This is a genomic window from Collinsella sp. OM07-12 (assembly GCF_003438275.1).
Lineage (GTDB): Bacteria > Actinomycetota > Coriobacteriia > Coriobacteriales > Coriobacteriaceae > Collinsella.
Genome location: NZ_QSTQ01000019.1, coordinates 28,129 through 52,405, shown reverse-complemented (window position 1 = coordinate 52,405; position 24,277 = coordinate 28,129). Strand labels below are relative to the sequence as shown.

The window sequence follows — 24,277 nt, the reverse complement described above, 5'->3', positions numbered from 1 at the left end:
CATTGGGAGAGCAGCAGACCACCCGAACCGGTAATGGCGCAGGTCATCTGGGCCGTCGGCAGCACGGTCGCAGCGCCCTCGAACAGGTCGCGGGCGCAGGCGCGGACGTCGGTGTGATGGCGCTGGTACTTGGCGTACACGATCTGGTTGTCGTCGTTGAGCACGGCGAGCTTGACGGTAGTGGAGCCCACGTCGATGCCCAGGTGCAGGTTGCCGCGGGCGGCCTCGGGGTTGAAGATCGCGCCTTCGGGGGCTTGGGCGGCGGTGGCGGCTGCGGGCTCAGCGGCGGTGGCGGGCTCGCTAGCGATGGACGTCTCCCCTGCCGTGTTCTTGGCATCGGCAACTGCCTCGGCGACCTTCTCGGCAGCGGCGGTCGCGGCCTTCTGCGCAGCGTCCACCACGGCGGGCGCGGCCTCGCGTGCGGCAGCGACCACACGGTCTTTAATGCCCTCGACGAGTTTGCTCATCTGTTTCTCCTCTTAGTTGTTGGACTTGACGGTTGCGGCGGTGTCGGCCGCGTCCTCGAGCTGCAGGTTCAATAACTTCATGCCGTATTCCGGCACGTTGATATCGATGGGTTGGCCATACAGGTCGCCGGGGCGCACAAAGGCGATAACCGTCATGATGCGCGCCATGGTCTCGGGCGATTCGGAAAGGTCACGCTCAAACCAGCGCTGAATCATGCCGACCTCGGCACTCACGACGTAGGTGACGTAGTAGTCAAAGAACGTGCCCAGCGCCAGGCCCAAAATGCCCGTCTGCGCACGCGGCGCCACGGCCTCACGTGCGGTGTCGATAATCCTTTTAATGAAGGCCTGGTCGCCGCCCGGACCCAGCAGCGCACCGATTAAGTCACGGTTGGCCGCAAGATAACGCAGCAGCTCAACCGAACCGGGCGCCGGCTCGAGCTCGTCAATGTTACGATAAAGATCGGGCAGCTGAGCTGCGGTGATGAGCTCAATGCGCTCACGAATCTCGGCCAGCAAGCCGTCCTCGATTTGATTGATAAAGTCGGGAATATCGCGGTAGTGCGAATAGAACGTGCGGCGCGTAAGGCCGGCGCGCTCGGTGAGCGACGCAACGTTAATGCGCGAAAGGTCGCCGCTTTCGGCAAGCTCGCTGGCAAGTGCCTGGCGAAGGGCACGCTGCGAACGAAGGGACCGGCGATCGCATTTCTCGAGCTGGGACAAGCATCCTCCTTGTTACTCAGTCTGCGCGCTATTGCACAGTGCGAGTATTATTGCACACCGTGTGCATCAACACGTAAAGGCAATATTTGGAATGTGGCAGAGGGACTGTCCCTTTGTCACATTCACCCTTGTCGCAGAACCCCACCTACATTTTTCGAGTTATTCGGCCTCACTGCCAATCCTCCGTGAATGTCATACGGAATACTCGAGCCGCTTTGTTTTTATTTGGGCGTTTATTCGCTCACTTTTCACAGAATCGAACACCGTAAAGGACGCAGGCGGTTCGAAGAAGGCCCTTCTCGTCAGTAAGCACCCTCGGAAAGGCCGAATAACTCGATTTTTGCTGGTGGCGCAAACGGTGTTGCCAAAAACCGGCCTTGCTCGCCCGCAACGCGGCAAATTGACTATCTCAATGTCGTAGCGAGTTGCGACTTGATCCCGTTAATAGGACTAACAATGGCCCCACGCGTTGCATCATGCCGGTAACAATCGATAAGGAGGCCGACATGAACAACCACGCAAACGATAGCATCAGCGTTACTGGCAAGGACCTTGTCCTCAGCTGCATCAGAAGCCAAGAGCTGCGAGACCACATGCGCAAATACTTATACTGGCCGGCACCAATCATCGCTGGCTCTCTTAAGACGCTTGATGAAAAGCGCACCATGCTCGAGCAACTCCGCAAGGAGGTTTCGCCAGAGCTGACCGAAGATATCGATTCGCATCTCGCCCAACTTAACAGCGCGCTTGAAATGCTCGACAACATCGAGCGCGGCCGCGGAATCCTCCTGTTGCACGTCATGGTCTACAACGAGGAGGAACGCGGCGCCGACGCCCTTGACGGTCCCTTCCCCACCGCATCCTGGGAAGCCGCGCAAACGCTCATGAAGCGCTACATCGAAGAGTATCCTGAAGACGACTGGTCCGAATCGTACTGGAAGATCGACCTATACACCTCAGAAGACCTGCACGAACATCAAACGGCGCAGCCCTCCCTGTCGTTCGCGGCAACCAGGGATGGCGAGCTTATATTTCTCCGCGATCAGCGCAATAACCGCACTCGCAAATCGTATGTCGAAAGCGCCTGGCGAAACGATAGCAGGCGGTTCTGCGCGAACAACGAGCCTATCTACACGCCGTGGGTACCGGGCGACATCCTCAAAATCGACGGCCGTCCCTTCGACCACGGGCCTCGCTTTGCCATTGTGCTCGAAAACGACTACGAGCACACGCTCCGGGGACAGATCTGGTGTGCGGGCCCCAGCAGAGATCACGGCGTTAAGGAGGGTTCGCCTTCATCCGGCACCTTCAGCGACAGTCTCTTGGACCCCTTCATCCCCTCTGCCCTCTACACCGGCGAGCGCTATACCGGCGACTTGCCGGACGACTGCGCCTTTATGCTCGAGCTCTCGCAAAAGTTGCACGATGATCCCGACTACGGCAAACAATGGTCCGAGGGTTCCGTCGGACATGACTGCCTTCAGCCGTATCGCAAGCCCGCCAGCCAATGTGAGTTGGATATTCGTCCGGACATCTTTGAGTTTTTGGACTCGCGCAGCATTAAGGAGCATCTTCAACGAATCAACTACGAGCTCACCACGCCCGTAGCGGCTTTTATCGTCAATTGCTCGCATAAAGCAACGCTACAGCAAAAGCTCGAAGGCTGGCAAAAGATCATCGACAATATGCCCAATTGCGCCATGAGCCGCAGAAACGACACGATCAACATCCCGGACTTCCATGCCTTTCTGCGCAATGTCATCAGGCAGGAGCAAAGAAAGCTCGCGCACTTTAAAAGGACAGACGGCCAGAGTCTGTATTTCTTTGATGACTACTCATGGGACCGGCGCGGGCAGGGCGGTTGTCTTTACGGCCCGTACAGCAGTTATCAAAAGTGCTTCGATGCAACCTGGAAAGGGCTCGACGGTGACGATCCCAAAGCCATCAGGATCACTCGTCGTCCCATCGACCCAGACGAAGATCACTATGCCGACGACATGGTCTTACTCAATGCGAACGGCGAAGTAATGTCTTGCGATTATCGCAACAAAAGCGAGTGGGACGAGGCGGGCACCGCCAGCGATTTCGAGGACATGTGGTTTGATATCCCAACGCCCTTCCATGCCGGAGACATCGTCTGCAACCTCCAACGTCCCGACGAGCCGATGGTGCTATTTGACCTGCAAACTTGGGGATCCGAACGAGTCGACAAAGAGCTGGCCTCCTCCGTCTACAAAGAGCGCCTCGTGCAAAAGGCCGACAAGCTATTGCGTTGGCACCGATATGACGGCGACACCAGCGACATGTACGCCTACGGCTGCCAAGTCTCATCCGCCTTGCATTTCCCCTTCTACATTGGGGAGCCTGAGGGCTTTCTTTTGGACATCGATTATTACCGCAAGCCGCTCAAGTCAGAGGAGCGAATCCTTTACGGCGTCAGGGCATATGTCAAAGGCGACCTGGCGGTTGACTCACTCGCCGCGATGGCCAGCGCATGCGAGCTACAAGCACTGGCGGAGAAAAAGGTGCGTGGCTTCGAGGACGCAGACAGTTGGCTCAAGGACCGCTACCCGGAGCTGTTCGATGCGACGATAGACCCTTTGCTAAAGGGAGATAGTACCGGTTGCTAGGATTAAGGGGCCAACGCCTCAGCGGCGGTGACCCCTTCTGTTACGCTTCGATGCGCTGTTCATCAGCACATCAGCGGTACCATTCCTCCAAATTGCGCGACCACGCATACTCCCAAGTGATCTCTGCGGGAGGTTCGACGATTTGAAGATAGGCCTCCCACATGAGCATGGCTATTTTCTTGAACGGAAGAAATCCGCACGCTCCGCCGAACGCGGGAACCACGATTCGCTGACGTGAGGTTCGCATCGCTTCCATAAGCGTTGTCCTCATGCATTGATAGACAACCAAGGGGTCAACGATGGGAGTGGGGACCCGCATGGTTGGAGTGTGTATGAGCAGAATGTCCTCGTGCCCGGGAATTGGAACTGAAAAGCTCGTACCAACCGGCTGCTCGCCGTAAAACCGCTCCATAATAACCGTTCGCACTCGTTCGGCAAGCTCCGGTCCATACTTATCGGTTATCGCTAGGTCGTAATTGCCATCCATCAAGCCATATGAGTTCGCCGGCGATACGACGGCATCGATTTCAGGCTGCTGTTCGACAAACGCCTTAAAATCACAGCAATGCACCGCAATGCCTCTGTAGCCCCTAAATGTGTCCTCCCAGGCCTCCGCCATACCGGTGCTGTTCGTCACAAGATCCAGCATTATATTCTCCATGGCAATCCTTTCAGTACGCGCGCCCCCCATGCACCAGTGCGTTTCCAAAAGTATGTTTGCCGCGAGATTCATATCAGACCCGTTAATGGGACCACAAAGCACAACCTCTGATGGATGCTAACGGCAACGACCGAATTGGAGGTTGCTATGGACAGCAAAGCAGATACCGTGATCACCGATGCCGGCAGGGAGCTCGTTTGCAGTTGCATCAAGGACGATGAGCTGCGTGTTCATATGTTCAAACACATGGGAATGGCAGATGGCTCCCTCTGTAGAATCATCGGCGGTTCCCTCAAGACGCTCGACGAAAAACGAGCCATGCTCGAGCAGCTTCGCAAAGAGGTCTCATCGGATTACGCTGAAGCGATTGACTCCGGCCTTGACCAGCTCAACAGCGCGCTCGATATGCTTTACAACGTTGACCGCGACCACGGCATCTTGCTGGTCTCCGGCATGTTTTACAGTGAAGAGGAGCGCGGGCACGACACCTTTGACGGCCCCTTCCCCGTTGCCTCATGGGGAGCTGCGCAAACCCTCATGAAGCAATACGTCGATGATGACCCCGATGAAGATTGGTCCGAATCATTCTGGCAGATTAAGCTCTATACCGCCGAAGACTTACACGACCGCCCGTGCGCTCAAGCCTCGCTGATATTCGCCGCGACCATGGCTGGCGATTTGGTCTTTTTGAGCGATCGCCGGAATCAGCGGACTCCGCACCAAAGCATCGATCACTTGCCGTGGAACAATAGCAAGCACTTCTGCGCCAATGGCGAGGTCTTCTACACCCCCTGGTCCCCCGGCGACATCATCAAGATCGATAGTCGGCCCTTCGACCACGGCCCCCGTTTCGCCATCGTGCTCGAAGACGACTACGATAGTTCGTTCAAAGGCCAGGTTTGGTGTGCCTATCCGAGCAAAATCTACGGCGTTGAGGAAGGCAATCTCCGCTTGAGGGATTTCACGGACGGCTTCCTCGACGACTTCACGCCCTCTGCCCTCTATACCGCCGAACGTTATACCGGCGAATTGCCCGATGATTGCTCCTTTATGCTCGAACTCTCGAAAAAGCTGCACGATGACCCCAGCTACGGCAAACAATGGTCGGACGGATCGGTCGTACACGACTGCCTGCAGCCATACCGCACATCGGCCGGTCCCAGTGCCAACGCTATACGTTCGGACATTCTCGAGTTTCTCGACTCGCCTGACATCAAGGAGCATTTGAGAGACATCGGCTACGAGTTCACCACGTCCGAGGCGGCATTTATTGTTGCCCGTTCGAACGAAAAGGCGCTACGGCAGAAGATCAAGGGCTGGCAAAAGATTATCAACAACATGCCCAATTGTGCGATGAACAGGCGATACGGCACGTTCAATATCCCCAACTTCCATGTCTTTCTTCGCGACGTCATCAGATGGGAGCGCAAGAAAATCGCCCGGTTCAAACAGCCTGGCAAGCACATGTATTTCTTTGAGGACAAGACGGGAAGTCCCCATGAGAGCGGGTGCAATTATGGCCCCTACACCAGCTACGAAAAATGTTTCGAGGCAATCTGGAATGAGCTTGAGGAGGAAAATCCTACCTCGATAGAAATAACGCGCCGCCCGATCGATCCGGACGAAGACTACTATGCCGCCGACAGGCTCATGCTCAACGCAAAAGGCGAAATTATGGACTGCCAGCTGAGCTGCATCGACATGGAACGCGAGGGCGAAGACCCCACTTTCGCTTTTGAGTTGATGTGGTTTGACATCCCGACGCCATTCCACGCCGGCGACATCATTTGTCGTCACGGCGACCCTGGCGACCCCATGCTGCTTCTCAATATGCAGACATGGACCACGCAGCGGGTCATGGATGAGCTTCCGCCTTCCACCTACAGGGAATGCGCCGCAAAAAATGCCGACGACCTGCTCAGACACCATCGGCAAAATGGCGATACGAGCGACATGTACGCCTACGGCTGTCAGATTGAATATCCCCTGGAGTACCCCGTCTATATCGGAGAGCCGAGTTGTTTTCTTCTCGATATGGAATACTGCCGCACCCCGCTCAAGCCGGAGGCGAGAATTCTGTACGGCGTGCGGGCATATCTCGACGGCTATCTGGGTCTTGACTCACTTATTGCGCTATCGAGCCTTTACGAGCTGCAGGCGCTGGTCAAGAAAAAAGCCGAGCGGTTTGAAGGGGAAGACGGCGGGCTCAAGACCCGCTATCCGGAGCTGTTCGATGACACGATAGCCCCGCCGGCACGATTCAAAACAAAGAGGAGCTAACCATGGACATCTTGGATTTTGTGGACTCCCGGGACATTCGGGAGCATCTCCGCCGCATCAATTTTCAACCCGACACCATTGAGGCCGCCTATCTGGTTTGGTTTTCGAAGACCGCCACGCTCGATCAGAAATGCGAAGCTTGGCAGGAGATCGCCCGAACCATGCCCAATTGCTCGCTGGAGGCAACCCATGCCGGTCTTGGAAGGCCGGCCATCCCCGATTTCCATGCTTTTTTGTGCTGGACAATCGATTACAACAAGCGGTGCGTCGATGCGTTTGCGAGTGGGACGGGCTACGTTTATCAGTATGAAGAGGAGATTGTGCCCGACGGGCAACTTTGTGGGGCCTTCGGCGCGCCATTCAGCTGTTATGAGAAATGTGCCGAGGCGTTGCGCGGTGATGATGAGCTGGCGAGCCGTCCAGAGGCACGCGTACGCATCACCCGGTGTCCGCTCGATGCCGACGAAGAACATCACCGGGAAGATTGGCTCATGGTGAACGGTAAAGGCGAGGCCCTTTCCGTCTATTGCCCTTCCGCCGGCCCCGTTGAGAACGATTGGGAAATCGCATTCGAGTTCATCTGGGTCGATATCCCCACGCCGTTCCACACCGGCGATATCGTCTGGACGCCGCAAGGCAGTGCCCGCGAGCCGTTCACGCTGTTCGATCTGCGCACGTGGGACCGGACAAAGCTCGAGGCAGAGCTTCGGCAGGCAGACCGTTCTGACGAATGGCTTGATCATGCGCAGCAGCGCCTCGAGCACTATCGCCATGCAGGGGATATCAGCAACATGTGTGCCACTGGCTGCTCGATTACCTACAACGAGACGTTTCCCCTCTACATCGGCGAGCCAGACCCGCTTTACCTGAATCTTGAGTACTATCGCAAACCACTCGAAGACGAGCAGCGAATTTTAATCGCAGCCCAGGCGTACCTGCGCGGCGACCTGTATGTCGACTCACTCATCGCGTTTATCGACACCATAAGGATGGAGTCCAAGGCAAAGCGCAACCTGGAAGAGCTGCGTCTGGATCAGGCGCCGCTCAAGGAGAAGTACCCGCAGCTATTTGAATAAAGGCCGCATGTCCGAATCCACAAGAAGTCGCACCAACAACTCGGAGACTATCGTGCACGAAGAAATAATCAACTTGATCGACTCTCCGGAGCTGCGAGAGCATTTGCTGCATAATCCGCAGCTCCTGAGCGGCGACCATTACATGCAGATTGTCGGCGGAGCACCGGTTGAAATTACCCGCAAACGAGAGCTACTCGGCAGACTGGTTGCTGGCGGGTGCAACTCGTCAGACGACACCCCTTACTGGCACTATCGGCAGATTTGCATCGACTACATCGATGACTGTCTAGACGCGCTAAAGGCCGTCGACGGAAACAGGAAAGTGCTGCTTATTAGCGAAATTAGCTTTGTCGACGACGAAGTGGGATCCGCCATCACGCATGGCCCCTTCCCTGTGGCATCGTGGCAGGCCGCCTTGACGGCAATGAGGACATACGCAGACAAGTGGAGCGGAATGACAGATTTATCGTCCTCATACTGGATGATCGAGCTGTTCAACCTTGCCAACGACCCGAGCTGTTCATATCCATACGACGGCTTTCTGCAACCAGACTACACTTACTACGCAAACGCCTCCGGCGAAATCCAGTACATCTGCAGAGAAGAAGAGGGCGAATGCGGCGAGGTGCTCGACTGCATTGTGGGTGGAATCTTTGGGCCATGGTTCAAAGGGGCGTACGTTGACTTGCCCACGCCGTACAAAAAGGGCGATATTCTTGAAATCGACTGCAGGCCATGGGCACCAGGTCCTTGTTATTGTCTGGTAGCAAACTCGAAATTGGACTGCCTGTATCCCGATGGCGATGGGCGGATCAGATGTGGCTCTATCCCCTACGGCAGCTGCTTTGCCGGATGGGCACATACGAATCTGATGCTGTCGCCTGTGTTCAGGGCGAGAAAAGCAACGCAACCTTTGCCAGAAGAATACGCGGCCTTGCAAGCGATCGGGTTGGACCGGATAGATAACTTGCTAGAAGCGTGCACCGACAACAAAGAGGAAGAGCCCGGCTGGCTGGATATATATCGGCATCGCGCGTGTTGACGGATGCCGCAGACAGAGTTTCAAAGACGGCAAACAGCGGCGACGCCGATTCTACCGACAACACAGCATCGCGGTGCCCTACCGGTGGAGGCCCGAGTCACACGTGGCTCAAGGATGGCATATCGGAGCCAGCTGCATCCCAGACCAGAGCATTCGAGGCGTTCTGCCAGAAAAAGGCCTCGATAACTGAATGAACAAATAGCCCTCGACCAAAAGGTTGGACGAGGGCCATTTAATGCAGTATCTGTCAGCATCCCTAACAATCGATTGCAGCCAAAGCATGCTTGATACGCTTGCCGCTTGCACCCTTGAAGTAATACCAAATTAACCGGTCAACTTCGCGGTAGCCAATTTCGCCATTCTGATTATTGTCAGCGCGCCATTTATTGATGCCCTCGAGAACGGCGTCGTACAAGTTCCTGTATCTGGTATATCCATCCTCATCTTTTTTGTAATTCTCGATTGTACTTACGAGTTCCTGGCTGTCCTTGGCCCCCTTTATCCTCTTCATCCTGCAGCAGTCCCAGCTAGCCAGCCCCCCGCTCGCATAGCTATCCACGAAATATGGGAAAACACTGGCGACGACTTTATCGTAGATACAATACTTGTCGCCCAACTTCAAATACTGGCAGGTCCAGTGGCAAAACTTTGTAGCAAACGAGAAATTATTCTTGTTAACATCTGCCACATGAGCCTTATTCAGATAGGTTTTTGCAGCATACGCAATTTCAGGAACAAGCCGATCGTCGCCTACGTTTAATCGCTCTTTGAGATTCTCGATGTCGGCAATTATCTGAGCGGTAAAAAGCACGCCGCCGGTTACCGTCTTCTCCTCTTCGCCATAGAACATTTTCTTCACGACCGTTGGCTTCAGATCAAGCTTTTTCATGATGTCGTCGACTTTATGTCTACCAACGGCAGTTAAATGGGTCGAGTTTTCATTGTCAATTTCGTAAACCACTCTTCCTATGCACGTCATTCGCTCATGTGCATCGCCAACAAACATGCCTTCGATTATTTTGCAAAGTTCTTTTTTGTCCGTCTTGTTGTAATTCGAATCGTTTTCAACCATGCCGTTAACAAAGTTAATGTTTTTATCCGTAAAAAGGGGCACGCCGTTCTGATCCACGTCAAACTGATATGGGTCAGCCGTTCGCCCCGCATCTTTCACGTAAGGCATTACCAGTTTATTGACGCCATTGACCTCTTCCATCACCGGATTAAAATACATTTCTTGACGACCCATATGAACTCCTTCCCAGAGCTGTTCAGACATGACGTCAACAGAACGTAACGCCTAATATTGATGGTAATTCTTGACCCGCCCAGTAGTTTCTCCTTGGTTGTCGAACGGTCGCTTTCCGTCGATAGGCGCACTGCGGACCAGGCTATCGTTATTGACTACTGCTTCAGCCAAACACCAATGTGCAGGAAGGTTCCATGCCATCGGGGCTCATGCGGACCAAGGCGTCCGCATTGCAGTGGGTCTCCGCGAATACCGCATCGTTGTTTCGATCCCCGGCCGCAAAGCAACCCGCTAGGATGGCGGATGTCGGGCTGAGCATGTTACGTAGATCGCGCAGGACTGCGTTTATCGGGCGGTTGTCGTCGAGCATTTCGAGTCCGTCGATTACGACCACGACGTCCTTTAGCACCGCTCTGCCCCATGTTTGGTTGCCGAGCAACCAGCTCGTTAAAAGGTCCATGGTCATGTTATCTTCGGCAAACATACCCAGGTTACGCTGCTTGAGACGCACCGTTGCGAGGATCGCCTCGACCCGTCGTTCCTCAAGATCCCCCGGCACCTTGGCGCCCATCTCAGCTCGAATAAGCCGGGCGACCGCATCCTCTTCACGCTCCCGCATCGGCACGTAAAGCACGGTACACTGCTCGCTCAGGCATAAAACCGCATGCGCCAGCACGTTCGAAACGTCTTCATGTGCGCCGCCAATCACGCTGAGCTTGCCCAGCCCAACGCCGCCACCTAGGGCATCATCGACCGGCATACCGGTCTTCAACACTCGCGGGGCTTCAAGCACCGACGTCTCCATACCGCGATCGAGCCCAGAAACCAGCCGACTGTGAAAACCGCTGAGGTCAAAACCCTCGTCATCACGTTCTTTGCGATTCCCACTACGCTGATTCGCGGGCGTCGGCGGCATCACGCCCGGGAAGCTCACCATCTCGCCCAAACTCACAGAACGGCCAATTCGGTCGTCCCTGGAGTCCATCTTTAGCGTCATCGCAACCCTCCTAACGCCTACCGCGCTTACCAGTAGCCTTAAAATTCCAAATGGGCTTAAGCCGGTGAATGACCTCGACCGTCGGGTCCATGAGCCTCAGTACATCATCTGCAGGTTTATACGCTTCGGGAGATTCGTCGAGCGTCGTCTCACATGCGCTCGGACAGTAGACGCCGGCATCGCGCATCTCGTTAACGAACGACCTGGTATCGAGCGTTTGGAACGCTTTGACGCGGCTCATCGCACGACCCGTCCCATGCGGCGCCGAGCAGTTCCAGTCCTCGTTTCCCTTGCCGCGCGCAATAACGGCACCGTCGCGCATATTAAACGGAATCAGTACCATCTCTCCCGCATGAGCGCTAATGGCGCCCTTGCGAATCATGCCGCCTTCCGAGATGTAGTTGTGCATGGTGGTAAAGCCGTCTCCGTCGAGTCGAATTCCCGTACGCTCAACAATCTGTGCGACAATCGCCTTGCGGTTCTGGTTCGAAAAGCGCTGGCAGTTATGCATATCGACGAGATACTCGGCAGAAAGATCGCCCCCGAGATACTTAAGCTCGTCGGGGATATCTGCCGTGCACGTCTTCTGCGCCAGCGCCTGATGGTGCTCCGCCGTCTGCTTGCCCATGTTGCGCGAGCCGGTGTGCACGACCAGATATTGGCACCCATCCTCGTCCTCGTCGAGTTCAATGAAGTGGTTGCCGCCGCCCAGCGTGCCCATGGAGCGCTCAACCTTGCGTTTATCCTGCAGCCAATCACGCGACTCCATGTCAAAGTCCGCGAGTACGCAGGCAGGATCGCGATGAATGCTAAAGCCCGTAGGCACCGCGCGCTTCACGTCGCGATTGAACTGAATGAGGTCATCGCGCGCAATGGTCTCCGCAAGCGGCACACAATACATCCCGCATCCGATGTCGACCCCCACCAGGTTGGGAATCACCTTGTCGCCCAAGTTTGCCGTAAAGCCAATCACGCAGCCCTTGCCCTTATGGGCATCGGGCATGATGCGGATCTTGGCGCCTTCAAACGCCGGGCAGCTGGAAATCTCCTCGATCTGCTCCTTGGTTGAATCCTCAAGATTCTCGGCAAAGACTTTGATGTCTGCCATCGCATTTCTCCTGTTTTGATCCTTGTAAACCGGAACCGGCCCCAAGCCAACAGAGTGCATGTCACGCCAGCCAGCCAAACCGCCGATTTCCGTTTAACCACCTTTCGCCCTATTCGGACTCTTATTGCTGCGAATACTACGGTCGCGCGGGCTACAATGAGTCCCAATAACGGGTCTTGTTTTGTATCTTCGGCTGTTACCCTGCCGGCGAAAGGAGACAACGTGGCGAACAGACCAAATCAAAAGCTCAGGCTTCTGTTCCTGCTTAAAACCTTGATGGAAAAGACCGACAGCGCGCACGGGCTCACAACACAGCAGATCATCGAGGAGCTCGCCTATCACGATCTCGAGGCCGAACGAAAGGCCATCTATCGCGACCTGCAAACACTTCGCGACTTTGGGCTCAACATCGACCAGCGCGGTGGCAAGGAATGGGCGCTGGTCTCACGCCCGCTCGACCTGCAAGAACTCATCATGCTTGTTGACGCCGTGCAGAGTTCGCCGTTTTTGACCGATAAGTTGACCGACCACCTCATCGGCAAGCTGCAGAGCCTCGCCAGCCTGGGCGAACGCGAGCTGATGCACAAGCGCGTCGACGTGCCTTCGCGCGTGAAGATGCAAAACTCCGATGCCCTGCTCAACATCGACTTGATTCAGCAGGCTATGCGCGAAAAACGCAAGATTCGGTTTCGTTACTTCCACTACGACGCCGCCAAGCAAAAGGCCCTTAATCATGACGGAAAGACCTACGAGCTCACGCCCGTGCGCCTTATCTACTCCGACGAACTCTATTACATGATCGGATTTCGAGATAAATGGGCTAATGCCGGCTCGGGTCATCAGCCGTTCACGCCTTATCGCGTCGATCGTATGCTCGACGTTGCGGTGTCCGAAGAGTCCGCAACCAAAGATCCGCGTATTGCGGGCTATGTGCTTGAGGATCACGTTTCACCATCATTTGGTGTTTATGCTGCCGACAAAACCACCGTGGTACTGGAACTCGACGATCGTGCGATGAACCCGCTCATCGACAAGTTCGGGCTCGACGCCGTTGTGTTTGAGAACCAGGATGGGCGCTTGCTGGCGACCGTCAAAGCCCCACTGTCGCCGCAATTCTTTGGCTGGCTCTTGCAACTCAGCACCTTCATTAAGATCGTTCAACCTCAAAGTGCCATCGATACGTATCTCGACTATCTCGATAGCACGCGTGCACTCTACCAGGAAGACAGGTAATACTGCCATGAACATGACCCCCGAACTCATAGCATCGCTAGACCGACTAAACCCCGAACAGCACGAGGCCGTCGAATGCCTAGATGGTCCGCTGCTCGTCATTGCCGGCCCCGGCACCGGCAAGACGCAGCTGCTGAGCCTGCGCGCGGCGAACATCCTGGCCAAGCGCGATGCCGCCCCGCGCAACATCCTCTGCCTCACCTATACCGAGGCGGGAGCGGAAGCCATGCGCAAGCGCTTGATTGAGCTCATTGGGCGCGACGCCTACGGCATCGAAGTCAGCACGTTCCACGGATTTGCAAGCAGTATCAGGTCGCGCTATCCCGAGTACTTCGTGCGCCCTTCGACCGACACGCTTGTTACCAGCCTGCACCAGCAAGAGATTTTTGATCGACTGCTCAAATCGCTGCCCTTTTGTTCTCCGCTAGGCGGAGGGTCACCTGATATGCCTGCGCAAAACATCGGTAAGATGATCGGCTTTGTCTCCAAAATCAAACGCAGTGGCCTGGACTACGACACGCTGAGCGCCATCGCGCAGCAGAATATCGACGCCGCTACCTGGCTCACCGAACATTCCGAGCTGCTTACACTTGTCTGTGAAAGGGCAAGCGCTGCGTTGGCTGAGCGTTTTGAGGAAGAGGCCGAGCGTGCCTGCGGCATGGCGCCTACATCGCTCACCCGCCCGATCGGCTGTCCTGCTGGCACGTATGTACCGTACATTCTTGAGTTGCGCGACACCGTTCGCCGCACCGAGCTTATTGACGAGAAGGGAAAGTCGTCGGGATACACCAAGGTACGCGACCAATTCTTTGGCGGTAGCAACTCCCAAGGACGTACGTTTAAAATTGCCGAGCAAAGCGAGCGACTTAAGGCTGCTTGCGACGTTGCACGTCGCTACCAGAGCGAGCTCAACCAGCATCATCTCTACGATTACGACGACATGATCGGCGACTTTGTTAACGCCGTCGAGCACAACGACGCATTGCGCCAAATCCTCCAGGACACCTATAGCTACATTCAGGTCGACGAATTCCAGGACACCGATGGTGCCCAGATGCGCATCATCGAGCTGCTCTGCGACGGCGTTGGTGCGCCCAATATCATGGCCGTCGGCGATGATGATCAGGCCATCATGCGTTTTCAGGGCGCCACGATCGAATGTGCTAACCAGTTTGCGGCCGAGTTCTCGCCCCGGAGCATCGTGCTCAAGACCAACTATCGCTCCACGCCCGCCATCGTTGAGCTTGGTCAAGCTATCGCACGGCAAATTGAATATCGCCTCGACGCCAGCTCGAATAAGTCAATCGAAGCCTTTAAGCCTCAAGGCGATCAGGTCAGCTTTAGCGAGAACGTCTACACCGGCAAAGCCGAGGAATACGCCGCCGTTGCCGCGAGCATTAGGCAGAGGATTGATGCTGGCTACCTCGATGACTGCGAAGATCCCGATGAAGGAATTGCAGTCATCTCTGCCAAACACGCCGCATTGCGCTCGCTGATTCCCTTCCTCGTTAAGGAGAACGTGCCGTTTTCGTATCGCGAGCGGCAGAATCTCTTTGCCTCCGAGCGTATGCAGACGACGTTGGCACTGTTGCGTTGCGTTACCGCGCTTGCTCGCGGGCAAAAAGGGCTGGCAAGCAGCTATCTCCCCCAGATCATTTGCGCCACCGAGCTGGGCGGAAATCATCCGTCATCCGTGGCGTTTGCGCTCAACGCCAAGCGTGAGCATCGCGGCGACTGGATGGCCGCCATGCACGAGAGCGATAACGTCCGCGTCAAAGAGCTGTACGACGGCCTTATGCAGTGGGCGGCCGAAGCCAGCACCTCCCCTGTCAGGCCACTGCTCTTTAGAATTGTCGAACGCAGCCTTGGCTATTATCAGAATTGCAAGGAACAAAATCCGCTGGGCGCAGCCGAATTCAATGCCGGCATCCGCGCCCTGCTCACCTTTGCCGAAGGTGAAATGGGAGATGCGCGCCGTATGGGACGTGCGCTTCGCCTGCCCGATATTGTCGACAAGCTCGATGCCGCTCAAAAGTTTGGCGTGAGTATCGACGCATCGATCGACCTCGGCACGCCGGGAGCTGTTCGCCTCACCAGCGCCCATAGCTCTAAGGGCCTGGAATTCGACTGCGTCTACCTGCTCGATGCCGACGACTCCACTTGGCACAAAGGCGCCGGCGGCATGAGCTTGTACCCGTCCAACCTGCTTATTCGCGAGGAAAAGGATGATGACGACGCGCGCCGCCTGCTGTTTGTCGCCATCACGCGCGCTAAACGACACCTCGAGCTGTACCGTGCCGGCGGGTCGGCACTGCAGGAGCTCACGGGGCTTATCGACTCTTGCGAGGTTTCTGCTGAAGCAGACCAGCTCAGCATTGCAATCGAAACCGAGTGGCGCGACAACTACGTGCTCGATACGCCCGAGCTCCGCGCGCTTCTGGATCCTCATACCGACGTGAAGTTTCTTTCTGCCACAGCACTCAACAACTTTGCGACGTACGAGCCTGGATGCGCAAATAGTCTGCACTTCCCTGAGAAGCAGATTGTGCGCCTGCCCACGGCGCCCACGATCCAAACCGAATTCGGCACCATCATTCACGCGATGTTCGAGGAGATCGTTAATAGAATGGAAGCCGATGGCGAGACGGCGATTGAGACAATTGAGGCCGAGTATCGCCAGCAGATTTCGTGGCTCGATTTTGCCCCCGAGGACGTCCATCGCTATTCGGAGCGCTTCGAACGCATTTGTCGTGCATTCGTCCCCTGGCTTGTCGAGCACGTCCATGGCTATCGCTGCGTCACAGAGGCGAATATGCAGTGCCTGACCACCGAAGGAACTCCGCTCTTTGGTTTTCTCGACCTGCTCCTCGTTGACGATGCAGCTAAAACGGTGCAGATTGTTGACTACAAGACTGGCTTTGGCAAAGAAGTCCCTGCAGGCTACCATCGTCAGCTCAAGTTTTACAAACTGCTGGTCGAAGCGTCACCCGAGTTTTATGGCTACACCGTCACTTCCATGGGCGACTACTATGTAGAACCCGACAAGACAACGGGCGAGCTCCGCCCGCCGTTCGCGACAACCGCCAACGCCGACGACATTGCCGAGCTCGAACAACTCATCGATGCCGTATGGTCGCGCATTGAACACGGTGCTTGGGATACCGGCGCTTTTGAGCAGAGCGATGCCCATGAGCTTGCTATCGAGGAGCAGAAGAGCTGTCGCAAAAAGGCCGACAAAGCCGAGATCGTGCAACGCGCTTACGAGCATTGGCTAGTCGAGAACCCCGGAATGTGACGAAGGGACTGTCCCTTTGTCACGCCCCGCCCACCTTTTGAATCGGCATTACCGATTGTCCGAAATGGCATTCGTGGGTAGAATAGTGTCGACGGCAGCCCAAGTTGTAGCTGGCTGGGCAGCGCCGTTGTTTGCATTAGGGGGTCAACGCCTTAGCGGCGGCGACCCCTTCTGTTGCGCTTCGAACGCTGCTTGAGTGCCTCGGAAAGGCCGACAAGCGCTGTGAAGAACGAGACCAAAGCGGTCAGAAGCCTCACGAAATCAATCAGGCCGGTCATGGGCATCACCTCCCATCAAATGGAGGGCGTTGCCCGGCACATGGAACTGCCGTCAACGATACCGATTCTATCAAAGCGCAGTTAGATATGCGAATGTTTGTTCGCATTTCAGAAGATCAAAGCTCGGGTATGGCGAAGGAACAGTTCCTTTGCCATACCCGAGCCTGTCGCCGAACTGCCACCTACATTTTTCGAGTTATTCGGCCACGCTACTGGTTCTGCATAAATGCACCGCCGGGATTATCTGAGGGTTTTTGTCCTTATTTGAGCGTATATATGCCCATTTGCGCACTTACGTCACCGAATCAAACACCATTAGAGGCATGAATGTTCCCGAGAGGGCATCTTTAGCCATTTAACGACCTCCGACAGGCCGAATAACTCGAAATTTGTTGGTGGCGAAAGCGTAACAGTCCTATACGCCAAAAGCCGGCATCTCCCATGCGACAAAGTGAGTGTCCCTTTGCCACATTATTCGATGACGGTGCGAGAGTTTTGCTTATGCATGGTGGCAAGCATGTGTTTGGGGACGGCGTGGACCATGCAGCTGCCGATGGTCGCACTAGCGGCGGCCTTAGCTGCATCGCTTGCGTTTTTGGTCGCGTAGCTGTGGCGGAAACGCTTGAGCATGGCGATGTCGTTGCCGCCGTCGCCGTAAACCGCGACCTCATCCTCGGCAATACCGTAGTAGCCCGCCAGCCAGGCCACGCTCTCACCCTTGTTGCACGCCACGTCCGTGATCTCGAACATCACCGGATCGAACGGCGCGTTGACCACGCGGTCCGATCGCTCGGCCAAATATGCCTTAAGGTCGCGCTCCAGCTCGGACGAGATCACACGGCAGTTGATCTTGCACACATCGTGGCGCAGGATGTCACCGATCGACTGGTCGAAATACTGTTCCTCGTGATAGCCGCCACGTGCACGCATGCCGCGCATCACGATGCGCTTGATAGGGCTGTCCTTCTTAAAACCCGCCTGGTGCATCTCGAACGAACCGCTCGAGAACATGCCGTCGGGCGTGGAGCAGTCGAAGCAAATGTCCGGAAACTCCTTGAGCAGCTCCTCGGTGATCTGCGGATCGATGGTCCAGGTCTTGAGCACCTCGCCATGACTGTCGCGCACGATGGACCCATTGGAGCAGCAGGCATCGAGCGCCAGCCCCGTGAAGCCATGCTCGCCGATTGGCAACGTCGAGCGCCCGGTCGCGGGAACCACATGCAAGCCAACCTCGGTCAGCTCACGAATGGCACGGCGGATGGTCCCGTCCGCCTCATGCAGGGCGTTCAGTAGCGTTCCGTCTAAGTCACTCGCAAACATCTTGATCATGGGCGTGCCTCTCCTTCGTCTGCACGATATTGTAGACGAGAACGAGCGCGCCCCAAGAGAGGCACGCCCGTCAGGCGAAAGATCGTCCTACACCGCGGCCGGGCCGTGTTCGCCGGTGCGAATGCGGATGACTTCTTCGACCGGCTCGACCCAAATCTTGCCGTCGCCGACGGCACCGGTGCGAGCGGCGTTGCAGATGATTTCAACGATACCGTCGACATGCTCATCAGCGCAGATGAGGGTGAACTGCACCTTAGGAATCGTGTTGACGAGCAACTCGTTGCCGCGCACGTATTCCTTCCAGCCATGTTGCGCGCCGCAGCCCTGCACCTGGTTGATGGTCATGCCGCGAACATCGGCAGCAAACAGTGCGTCTTTGAGAACCTCAAGCTTCTCAGCACGAACAATCGCCGTAATCTTCTTCATAGTGAATTCCTCTCTTCAATAAAAGAAATGAATTGCCATTCAATGAGGCGGGTTTCCCAGGTGCCGCAGATTGGGTTGAAAGAGGAGCGCCGCGTACTTTTGTACGCAAGCGACGGTTTGAAACCCAAGGTGCGGTGCCTGGGGAAGCCGCGCGACGATTGAACGGCAAGGTGCGGAGCCTGGGGAAGCTGCTAATCGAGTCCGGAGAAAGAAGGATATGCGCTCTCGCCGTGCTGGCTCGCATCCAGGCCCAGCGCCTCGTCGGCCTCGTCCACACGCAGGCTGCCGTGGAACAGTGCCTTGACCACTGCGGCGATCACCACGTCGAGCACCAGCACGATAACGACCGTCACTACAATGCCCAGGACCTGCGAGACAAGCAGCGACGCGTCGCCCGTATAGAACAGGCCGCCTTTACCGGTCCACGAGAGTTCCGGCACGCAAAACAGACCCGTGAGCACGCCGCCCAAAATGCCGCCGATGCCATGGCAGCCAAACGCATCAAGCGCGTCGTCGTAGCCGAACCTCGTCTTAAGATGGCTGATAGCCAGATAGCAGACAGGAGACACGATCAAGCCCATGACCAGCGCCGCCCATGGCTCGACAAAGCCCGCACCCGGCGTGACCACCACAAGGCCCGCGACCAGACCGGTGCTGGCACCCACCAGCGTGGGACGACCGGTATGCACGCGCTCCACGACAAGCCACGAGACCATGCCCGCCGCACTGGCCGTCACGGTATTGAGAATGGCGAGCGCAGCCACGGCATCGGCCTTAAACTCGCTGCCGCCGTTAAAGCCAAACCAGCCAAACCAAAGCAGGCCGGCTCCCAGCGCCACAAACGGGACGTTATGCGGACGATAGCTCACCATGCCAAAACCGCGACGACGGCCGAGCATTAAGCAAAGGATCAGGCCGGTAAGACCAGACGAAATGTGCACCACGTCGCCGCCGGCAAAGTCGAGCGCGCCGATGATGTCGCCGATAAAAGAGCCATCGCCGCCCCAGACCATGTGGGCGAGTGGCGCATAGACCACGAGCAGCCAAATGCCCAGGAAGGCCGTCATGGCACCGAACTTAACGCGGCCGGCCAGGCTGCCCGTGACGATGGCGGCCGTGATCATGGCAAACGCCATCTGGAAGGCGATGTTGATGATCTGAGGGTAGACGGCACCGTCCGCGGCATTGCCCTCGGCCGCCTGCAGTACCTGGTTGAGCACCGGCAGGCACAGCAGCTGGTCAAGGCCTCCAATAAACGGACTCGAGCCGTCGCCGCCATAGGCCAGCGACCAGCCGGCAACAATCCACAGCACACCAACCAGGCCAATGGCGCCAAAGCACATAAGCATGGTGTTGATGACATTTTTGCGCCTGGACAGGCCACCATAGAAAAACGCCAGACCCGGTGTCATAAAAAACACGAGCATGGTGCAGATGAGCATAAACGTTGTCGATCCCGTATCGTACATTCGCTCTCCCTTGGTCGCATGAACGTTGTCGGCGCCCATAATGCGGCCGAGGGGCAACTGGTGCAGACCAGATACGGCGCTGTTAAACGCTGCGTTGCCGAATGGAAACGGCGCCGCAATCTTGGAAACGGCGCGGCAACGGACGCGAAACGAACGGGAAATACGCAAGCAAGGGAGCCGTGAGCGCATCCGTCCCGGCTAGCGCCGGAACAGCTCGCGGGCTCGGTCGCGAAGGTCGGTGGCTCGGATGACGCCCTCGTAGCGGTTGATGCGCAAGCGCGGGAAGGCATTGAAGAAGCGCAGGTCGCGTCGGCTGAGCGACACGCTTGGCACCGGACGGCTCATGCGCTTGCCGGCAAGGCGACGACTGAGCGACGGACGCGGCATGCTCGGCGCGGCACCGGCCACGCGGCGGGCGGCAAGCGCCAGGCCGCGAGCACCATCCGCGATAAACGTCGGCATCGAAGCCTTCTCGCGCAGGGCATCGAGCGCGGCGTCACCCAGCTCGGCCAGCCACGCGTTAACGGCACGGCTACGAATGTGCGTCTGTGCCACCGAGTCAATCGTAGAATCGGGAATACGTTCGAGCATTGAATCCGAGGCATCGGCAAGCGACTCATTGATGCGGTCGGCAAGGTCGGCCCGGACGCGCTCCAGCTGATCAGACAGGCGCCGCCAGCTCGCCAACGAGCACACCGCGTCGACCATCATCGCGACCGCGACGATAAAGGCGGACAGCCGCACAATCAGCACCGGCAGATGGCCAAACAGCCCCAGCAATGCCGGCTCCACTAAGCGGCAAATACACAACGCACCCAAGCCAAACGCGCAGGCCCAGTACAGACAGATGCGTCCGTGCAGGTTAAACGGCAGGTGCGAGTAATCCCAAAAGCGAGCGCCCGTTGTTTTTTCCAACAGCACGCCCACGCTGTACTCAATCACGCTGCATACGAGCGCTGCAGCGACAAACTGGCTCGACGCATCAGGAATTCCGCGCAACAGCAGCCAGCAGGCAATGCCGCCCGCGCCATAGATGGGGCAGCACGGCCCCAGCAAAAAGCCACTGTTGGCAAATCGTCCGTGGTTGAGCATGGCGCAGACTGTCGACTCCCACACCCAGCCGCAAAAACCGTAGAAGGCAAACGAGAGCACCAGCGCCGAGAGCGGACAGGCGGCAAGCGTCGCGCCGTCAAATGCCATGTCGATCGCGGTCCCCACCGTCTACCCTCTCCTCTTTTCGCTCGAATCTTTGCTCGAGCCGTCACTCGAGCCCTCGTTCAAATCGTTCGCGCCGCCTTTGCGCGGCAGACGGCCGACGACCGTCTCGCACAGAGCGCACCATTTATCGGCCAGGCACACAATCCATGCCTCGCGACACGTCGGTGGAACCGGTACCAGCGGAAACATATGGCGCACGATGATATTCCGCTCGCGCGGCGTCAGCTCAAAATCCTCTTCGGCACGCGCCAGGGCAAAAAATGGATGCCGAAATCCGTGCAGTCGATGGCTCGGGTCGGGGTCATGCCAATCGTAGAGAAAGTAGTCGTGTAACAGGGCTCCGCGCAGCAGCGAGGCACGGTCGACCGAAATGCCAGCACGGCCAAGGCGCTCGGCAAAAGACAGGCTCGCCCGCGCCACCGAGGTCACATGTGCATAAACCGTCACGTCACCATGCTGAATAAACTCGTGCGTCAGGCCCAAGCGGCCCGCCTGGGCCAGCTGACGGGCGGCATCGTCGACCTCGCGCGCGATGCTCTTGGCACGAACGGTATCGGACATGCGGCCTCCTTCCAGCGGCTCTCGGCGGCAAGCCACAGCCTGCACGCAATGAATAAAATCATCATGGAACTTATCAGTATGGCATCGGGCAAAACGTTTTGCCCCGCCAGTTGGCGAATTACCGCGCCGCCGTCACATATCAAACGCCAAAATGTGCGAGACTGTCTTGTGCAATTGTGCCGGCCGAGGGAGCGCCGGCGCTCGATTCGCATGGAGTAACCCACAACGATGCTGCTTACGCAAACGACAACGCCCGAGGACGTCAAGGCTCTTAATCGCGCCGAGCTCCCGCAGCTCTGCGGCGAGATTCGCCACGCCATCCTCGAAAGCTCCGCCGCCGTCGGCGGGCACGTTGCCCCCAACCTGGGCGTCGTTGAGCTCACGGTTGCGCTTCATCGCGTGTTTAACTCCCCCATCGACAAGATTGTCTTTGATGTTTCGCACCAGACCTACGCCCACAAGGCGCTGACTGGGCGCGCGTACACTTATATCGATCCGGAGCGTTATGGCGAGGCTTCTGGCTTTGCCAATCCCGACGAGTCCGAGCACGACCTGTTCGCCATGGGCCACACCTCCACGTCGGTGAGCCTGGGCTGCGGCCTAGCGCACGCTCGTGACCTGGCGGGCGATGCGTACAACGTCATCACCATCATTGGCGACGGCTCGCTTTCGGGCGGCCTGGCGTTTGAGGGCTTTAACAATGCCGCCGAACTCGATAGCAACCTGATCATCATCGTCAACGATAACGACCAGTCCATCGCCGAGAACCACGGTGGCCTCTATCGCAATCTGTCCGAGCTGCGCGCCAGCAACGGCACCTGTGAGCGCAACGTTTTCCGCGCGATGGGACTCGACTACCGCTATCTGGATGCCGGTAACGATGTGTTGGCCCTGGTCGACACGCTGCAGGAGCTGCGCGATATCGATCATCCCATCGTGCTGCACGTCTCCACCGCCAAGGGCAAGGGCTTTGAGCCAGCCCAGAACGACCCCGAGCGCTGGCATCACGTGGGTCCGTTTGACATGGCAACTGGACGCAAGCTCTGCCCGGGCCATCCGAGTGAGCCTGCGCCGCGCACCTATGCCGACATTACGGGCGAGGCGCTCAGCGCCGCCATCGAGCACGATCCGCAGGTCGTGGGCATCACGGCCGCCACGCCCTACATCATGGGCTTTACACCCGAGCTTCGCGCTGCCGCCGGCAAACAGTTCGTCGATGTGGGCATTGCCGAGGAGCATGCCGTAACCTTTGCCACCGCGCTTGCGCGCTCGGGCGCCAAGCCAGTCTTTGGTGTGTACGGCACGTTTTTGCAGCGCGCCTACGACGAGCTGTGGCACGACCTGTGCCTCAACGACGCCCCCGCAACCATCCTGGTGTTCGGTGCGTCAATCTTTGGCACCACGTCCGAGACGCACCTTTCGTTCTTTGATATTTCCATGCTGGGCGGTCTTCCCAACATGCGTTACCTGGCGCCTTCCTGCATGGAGGAATACCTGTCCATGCTGAGTTGGTCGCTCGATCACCGCGAGCATCCCGTGGCGATTCGCGTGCCGGGCATTGGCTTGGTAAGCCGCCCCGATCTGGCGCCCGCCGAAGACGCCGACTACAGCGCCGTTCGCTACAACATGGTGCGCCAGGGCCGCGATGTGGCCGTGCTCGCGCTTGGCGATTTCTTTGAGCTGGGCGAGCGCGTGGCAAACCGCCTGGCTGCCGAGTACGGCATCGAGGCCACACTCGTCAACCCGCGCTTTGCAACCGAGCTCGACCGCGAGTTCCTCGACAGCCTTGCCGCCGAGCATCGCGTTGTCGTCACCCTCGAGGACGGAATCTTGGACGGTGGCTGGGGCGAGCGTGTGGCGTGTTACCTGGCCTGCACGCCCGTGCGCACGCGCACCTTCGGCATCGCCAAGGGCTTCCCCGACCGCTACGACCCCAACGAGCTGCTCGCTCAGAGCGGCATGACGGTCGAGAACATGGCTGCCGAGGCCGTAAGGCTGCTCAACGAGTAAGAAAACCTCCGCAAGGGAAGCACCCCTGCGGAGGTTTTTATTTCCCCCAACTCAATTATTTCGATCTGTAACATCTAGGACCCGAATTCCCGTCTAACTGTTACAGGTCGAGACAAAACAGCGGGGCAGGCCGCCACATCTGCAAGAACCACCACAAAGGTGCCTGTCCCCTTTGTGGTGGTTTTAGGTCATGGTCGATGCGAAGAATGAATAACCGTTCATACGCGA

Annotated in this window: 19 protein-coding genes; 7 read left to right on the top strand and 12 right to left on the bottom strand. The window is 57.3% G+C overall.

Going from position 1 to position 24,277, the window contains the following annotated elements:
- Both DXB98_RS07835 and DXB98_RS07830 read right to left on the bottom strand, forming a co-directional pair.
- On the bottom strand, positions 1-467 hold a 467-nt coding region (locus tag DXB98_RS07835; protein WP_147330313.1), incomplete at its 3' end, for a hypothetical protein.
- Positions 468-479: 12 nt separating this feature from the next.
- Positions 480-1,190: a TetR/AcrR family transcriptional regulator gene (locus DXB98_RS07830; RefSeq protein ID WP_117743743.1), complete on the bottom strand. Its 711-nt coding sequence runs from the start codon at positions 1,188-1,190 to the stop codon at positions 480-482.
- A gap of 506 nt (positions 1,191-1,696) precedes the next feature.
- Here DXB98_RS07830 and DXB98_RS07825 point away from each other — a divergent pair.
- Complete coding sequence (locus DXB98_RS07825; RefSeq protein ID WP_117743742.1) at positions 1,697-3,820, top strand: hypothetical protein; 2,124 nt, start codon at positions 1,697-1,699, stop codon at positions 3,818-3,820.
- Between the two features lie 70 nt (positions 3,821-3,890).
- Here the strand turns inward: DXB98_RS07825 and DXB98_RS07820 are convergent, their stop codons facing one another.
- Entirely contained in the window at positions 3,891-4,481 is a 591-nt protein-coding gene (locus DXB98_RS07820) for a macro domain-containing protein (protein ID WP_158553180.1), read from the bottom strand.
- Positions 4,482-4,628: 147 nt separating this feature from the next.
- Between DXB98_RS07820 and DXB98_RS07815 the strand changes: the two genes are divergently transcribed.
- The 3 genes from DXB98_RS07815 to DXB98_RS07805 are packed head-to-tail and all read left to right on the top strand — an operon-like array spanning position 4,629 to position 8,879.
- Complete coding sequence (locus DXB98_RS07815; protein ID WP_117743740.1) at positions 4,629-6,761, top strand: hypothetical protein; 2,133 nt, start codon at positions 4,629-4,631, stop codon at positions 6,759-6,761.
- Between the two features lie 2 nt (positions 6,762-6,763).
- On the top strand, positions 6,764-7,837 hold the full coding sequence (locus DXB98_RS07810) for a hypothetical protein (protein ID WP_117743739.1): 1,074 nt from the start codon (positions 6,764-6,766) through the stop codon (positions 7,835-7,837).
- 52 nt (positions 7,838-7,889) lie between these two features.
- Complete coding sequence (locus DXB98_RS07805) at positions 7,890-8,879, top strand: hypothetical protein (RefSeq protein WP_158553179.1); 990 nt, start codon at positions 7,890-7,892, stop codon at positions 8,877-8,879.
- 256 nt (positions 8,880-9,135) lie between these two features.
- On the opposite strand, the gene DXB98_RS07800 is transcribed toward DXB98_RS07805, so the two are convergent.
- The 3 genes from DXB98_RS07800 to DXB98_RS07790 form a co-directional block, all read right to left on the bottom strand.
- A complete protein-coding gene (locus DXB98_RS07800) occupies positions 9,136-10,125 on the bottom strand; it encodes a hypothetical protein (protein WP_117743737.1) in 990 nt (329 codons plus the stop codon).
- A 163-nt stretch (positions 10,126-10,288) separates the two neighbouring features.
- Positions 10,289-11,122, bottom strand: a complete 834-nt coding sequence (locus DXB98_RS07795; protein ID WP_117743736.1) for a hypothetical protein — start codon at positions 11,120-11,122, stop codon at positions 10,289-10,291.
- A 10-nt stretch (positions 11,123-11,132) separates the two neighbouring features.
- On the bottom strand, positions 11,133-12,230 hold the full coding sequence (locus DXB98_RS07790; protein ID WP_117743735.1) for an RtcB family protein: 1,098 nt from the start codon (positions 12,228-12,230) through the stop codon (positions 11,133-11,135).
- A 222-nt stretch (positions 12,231-12,452) separates the two neighbouring features.
- Between DXB98_RS07790 and DXB98_RS07785 the strand changes: the two genes are divergently transcribed.
- Complete coding sequence (locus DXB98_RS07785; protein ID WP_158553178.1) at positions 12,453-13,463, top strand: YafY family protein; 1,011 nt, start codon at positions 12,453-12,455, stop codon at positions 13,461-13,463.
- A 7-nt stretch (positions 13,464-13,470) separates the two neighbouring features.
- The gene (locus DXB98_RS07780) at positions 13,471-16,758 is read left to right on the top strand and encodes an ATP-dependent DNA helicase (RefSeq protein ID WP_117743733.1); all 3,288 of its coding nucleotides are present in this window, start codon (positions 13,471-13,473) and stop codon (positions 16,756-16,758) included.
- A 152-nt stretch (positions 16,759-16,910) separates the two neighbouring features.
- Here the strand turns inward: DXB98_RS07780 and DXB98_RS10525 are convergent, their stop codons facing one another.
- The 6 genes from DXB98_RS10525 to DXB98_RS07755 all read right to left on the bottom strand — a co-directional run bounded on the left by DXB98_RS10525 (position 16,911) and on the right by DXB98_RS07755 (position 22,039).
- Positions 16,911-17,036, bottom strand: coding sequence for a hypothetical protein (locus DXB98_RS10525; protein ID WP_255412936.1), 126 nt, complete (start codon positions 17,034-17,036; stop codon positions 16,911-16,913).
- Between the two features lie 471 nt (positions 17,037-17,507).
- A complete protein-coding gene (locus DXB98_RS07775; protein ID WP_117743732.1) occupies positions 17,508-18,365 on the bottom strand; it encodes an HAD-IIB family hydrolase in 858 nt (285 codons plus the stop codon).
- Positions 18,366-18,452: 87 nt separating this feature from the next.
- Positions 18,453-18,791 (bottom strand): P-II family nitrogen regulator, encoded by a 339-nt coding sequence (locus DXB98_RS07770; RefSeq protein ID WP_117734256.1) that lies wholly within the window; start codon positions 18,789-18,791, stop codon positions 18,453-18,455.
- 191 nt (positions 18,792-18,982) lie between these two features.
- Positions 18,983-20,260 carry an ammonium transporter gene (locus DXB98_RS07765; RefSeq protein ID WP_117743747.1) on the bottom strand — a complete coding sequence of 426 codons (1,278 nt, stop codon included), beginning with the start codon at positions 20,258-20,260 and terminating at the stop codon, positions 18,983-18,985.
- Positions 20,261-20,458: 198 nt separating this feature from the next.
- On the bottom strand, positions 20,459-21,478 hold the full coding sequence (locus DXB98_RS07760) for a putative ABC transporter permease (RefSeq protein ID WP_233502083.1): 1,020 nt from the start codon (positions 21,476-21,478) through the stop codon (positions 20,459-20,461).
- Positions 21,479-21,481: 3 nt separating this feature from the next.
- Positions 21,482-22,039: an HD domain-containing protein gene (locus tag DXB98_RS07755; protein ID WP_117743731.1), complete on the bottom strand. Its 558-nt coding sequence runs from the start codon at positions 22,037-22,039 to the stop codon at positions 21,482-21,484.
- A gap of 228 nt (positions 22,040-22,267) precedes the next feature.
- Between DXB98_RS07755 and DXB98_RS07750 the strand changes: the two genes are divergently transcribed.
- A complete protein-coding gene (locus tag DXB98_RS07750) occupies positions 22,268-24,049 on the top strand; it encodes a 1-deoxy-D-xylulose-5-phosphate synthase (RefSeq protein ID WP_117743730.1) in 1,782 nt (593 codons plus the stop codon).
- The last annotated feature ends 228 nt before the right edge of the window (positions 24,050-24,277 follow it).

What these genes read in the sequence shown, in the direction of transcription:
- DXB98_RS07825 (WP_117743742.1), top strand. Translation starts at nt 1,697, where the DNA reads ATGAACAACCACGCAAACGATAGCATCAGCGTTACTGGCAAGGACCTT.
- DXB98_RS07820 (WP_158553180.1), bottom strand. Translation starts at nt 4,481, where the DNA reads ATGGAGAATATAATGCTGGATCTTGTGACGAACAGCACCGGTATGGCG.
- DXB98_RS07815 (WP_117743740.1), top strand. Translation starts at nt 4,629, where the DNA reads ATGGACAGCAAAGCAGATACCGTGATCACCGATGCCGGCAGGGAGCTC.
- DXB98_RS07810 (WP_117743739.1), top strand. Translation starts at nt 6,764, where the DNA reads ATGGACATCTTGGATTTTGTGGACTCCCGGGACATTCGGGAGCATCTC.
- DXB98_RS07800 (WP_117743737.1), bottom strand. Translation starts at nt 10,125, where the DNA reads ATGGGTCGTCAAGAAATGTATTTTAATCCGGTGATGGAAGAGGTCAAT.
- DXB98_RS07795 (WP_117743736.1), bottom strand. Translation starts at nt 11,122, where the DNA reads ATGACGCTAAAGATGGACTCCAGGGACGACCGAATTGGCCGTTCTGTG.
- DXB98_RS07790 (WP_117743735.1), bottom strand. Translation starts at nt 12,230, where the DNA reads ATGGCAGACATCAAAGTCTTTGCCGAGAATCTTGAGGATTCAACCAAG.
- DXB98_RS07780 (WP_117743733.1), top strand. Translation starts at nt 13,471, where the DNA reads ATGAACATGACCCCCGAACTCATAGCATCGCTAGACCGACTAAACCCC.
- DXB98_RS10525 (WP_255412936.1), bottom strand. Translation starts at nt 17,036, where the DNA reads ATGACCGGCCTGATTGATTTCGTGAGGCTTCTGACCGCTTTGGTCTCG.
- DXB98_RS07775 (WP_117743732.1), bottom strand. Translation starts at nt 18,365, where the DNA reads ATGATCAAGATGTTTGCGAGTGACTTAGACGGAACGCTACTGAACGCC.
- DXB98_RS07770 (WP_117734256.1), bottom strand. Translation starts at nt 18,791, where the DNA reads ATGAAGAAGATTACGGCGATTGTTCGTGCTGAGAAGCTTGAGGTTCTC.
- DXB98_RS07765 (WP_117743747.1), bottom strand. Translation starts at nt 20,260, where the DNA reads ATGTACGATACGGGATCGACAACGTTTATGCTCATCTGCACCATGCTC.
- DXB98_RS07755 (WP_117743731.1), bottom strand. Translation starts at nt 22,039, where the DNA reads ATGTCCGATACCGTTCGTGCCAAGAGCATCGCGCGCGAGGTCGACGAT.
- DXB98_RS07750 (WP_117743730.1), top strand. Translation starts at nt 22,268, where the DNA reads ATGCTGCTTACGCAAACGACAACGCCCGAGGACGTCAAGGCTCTTAAT.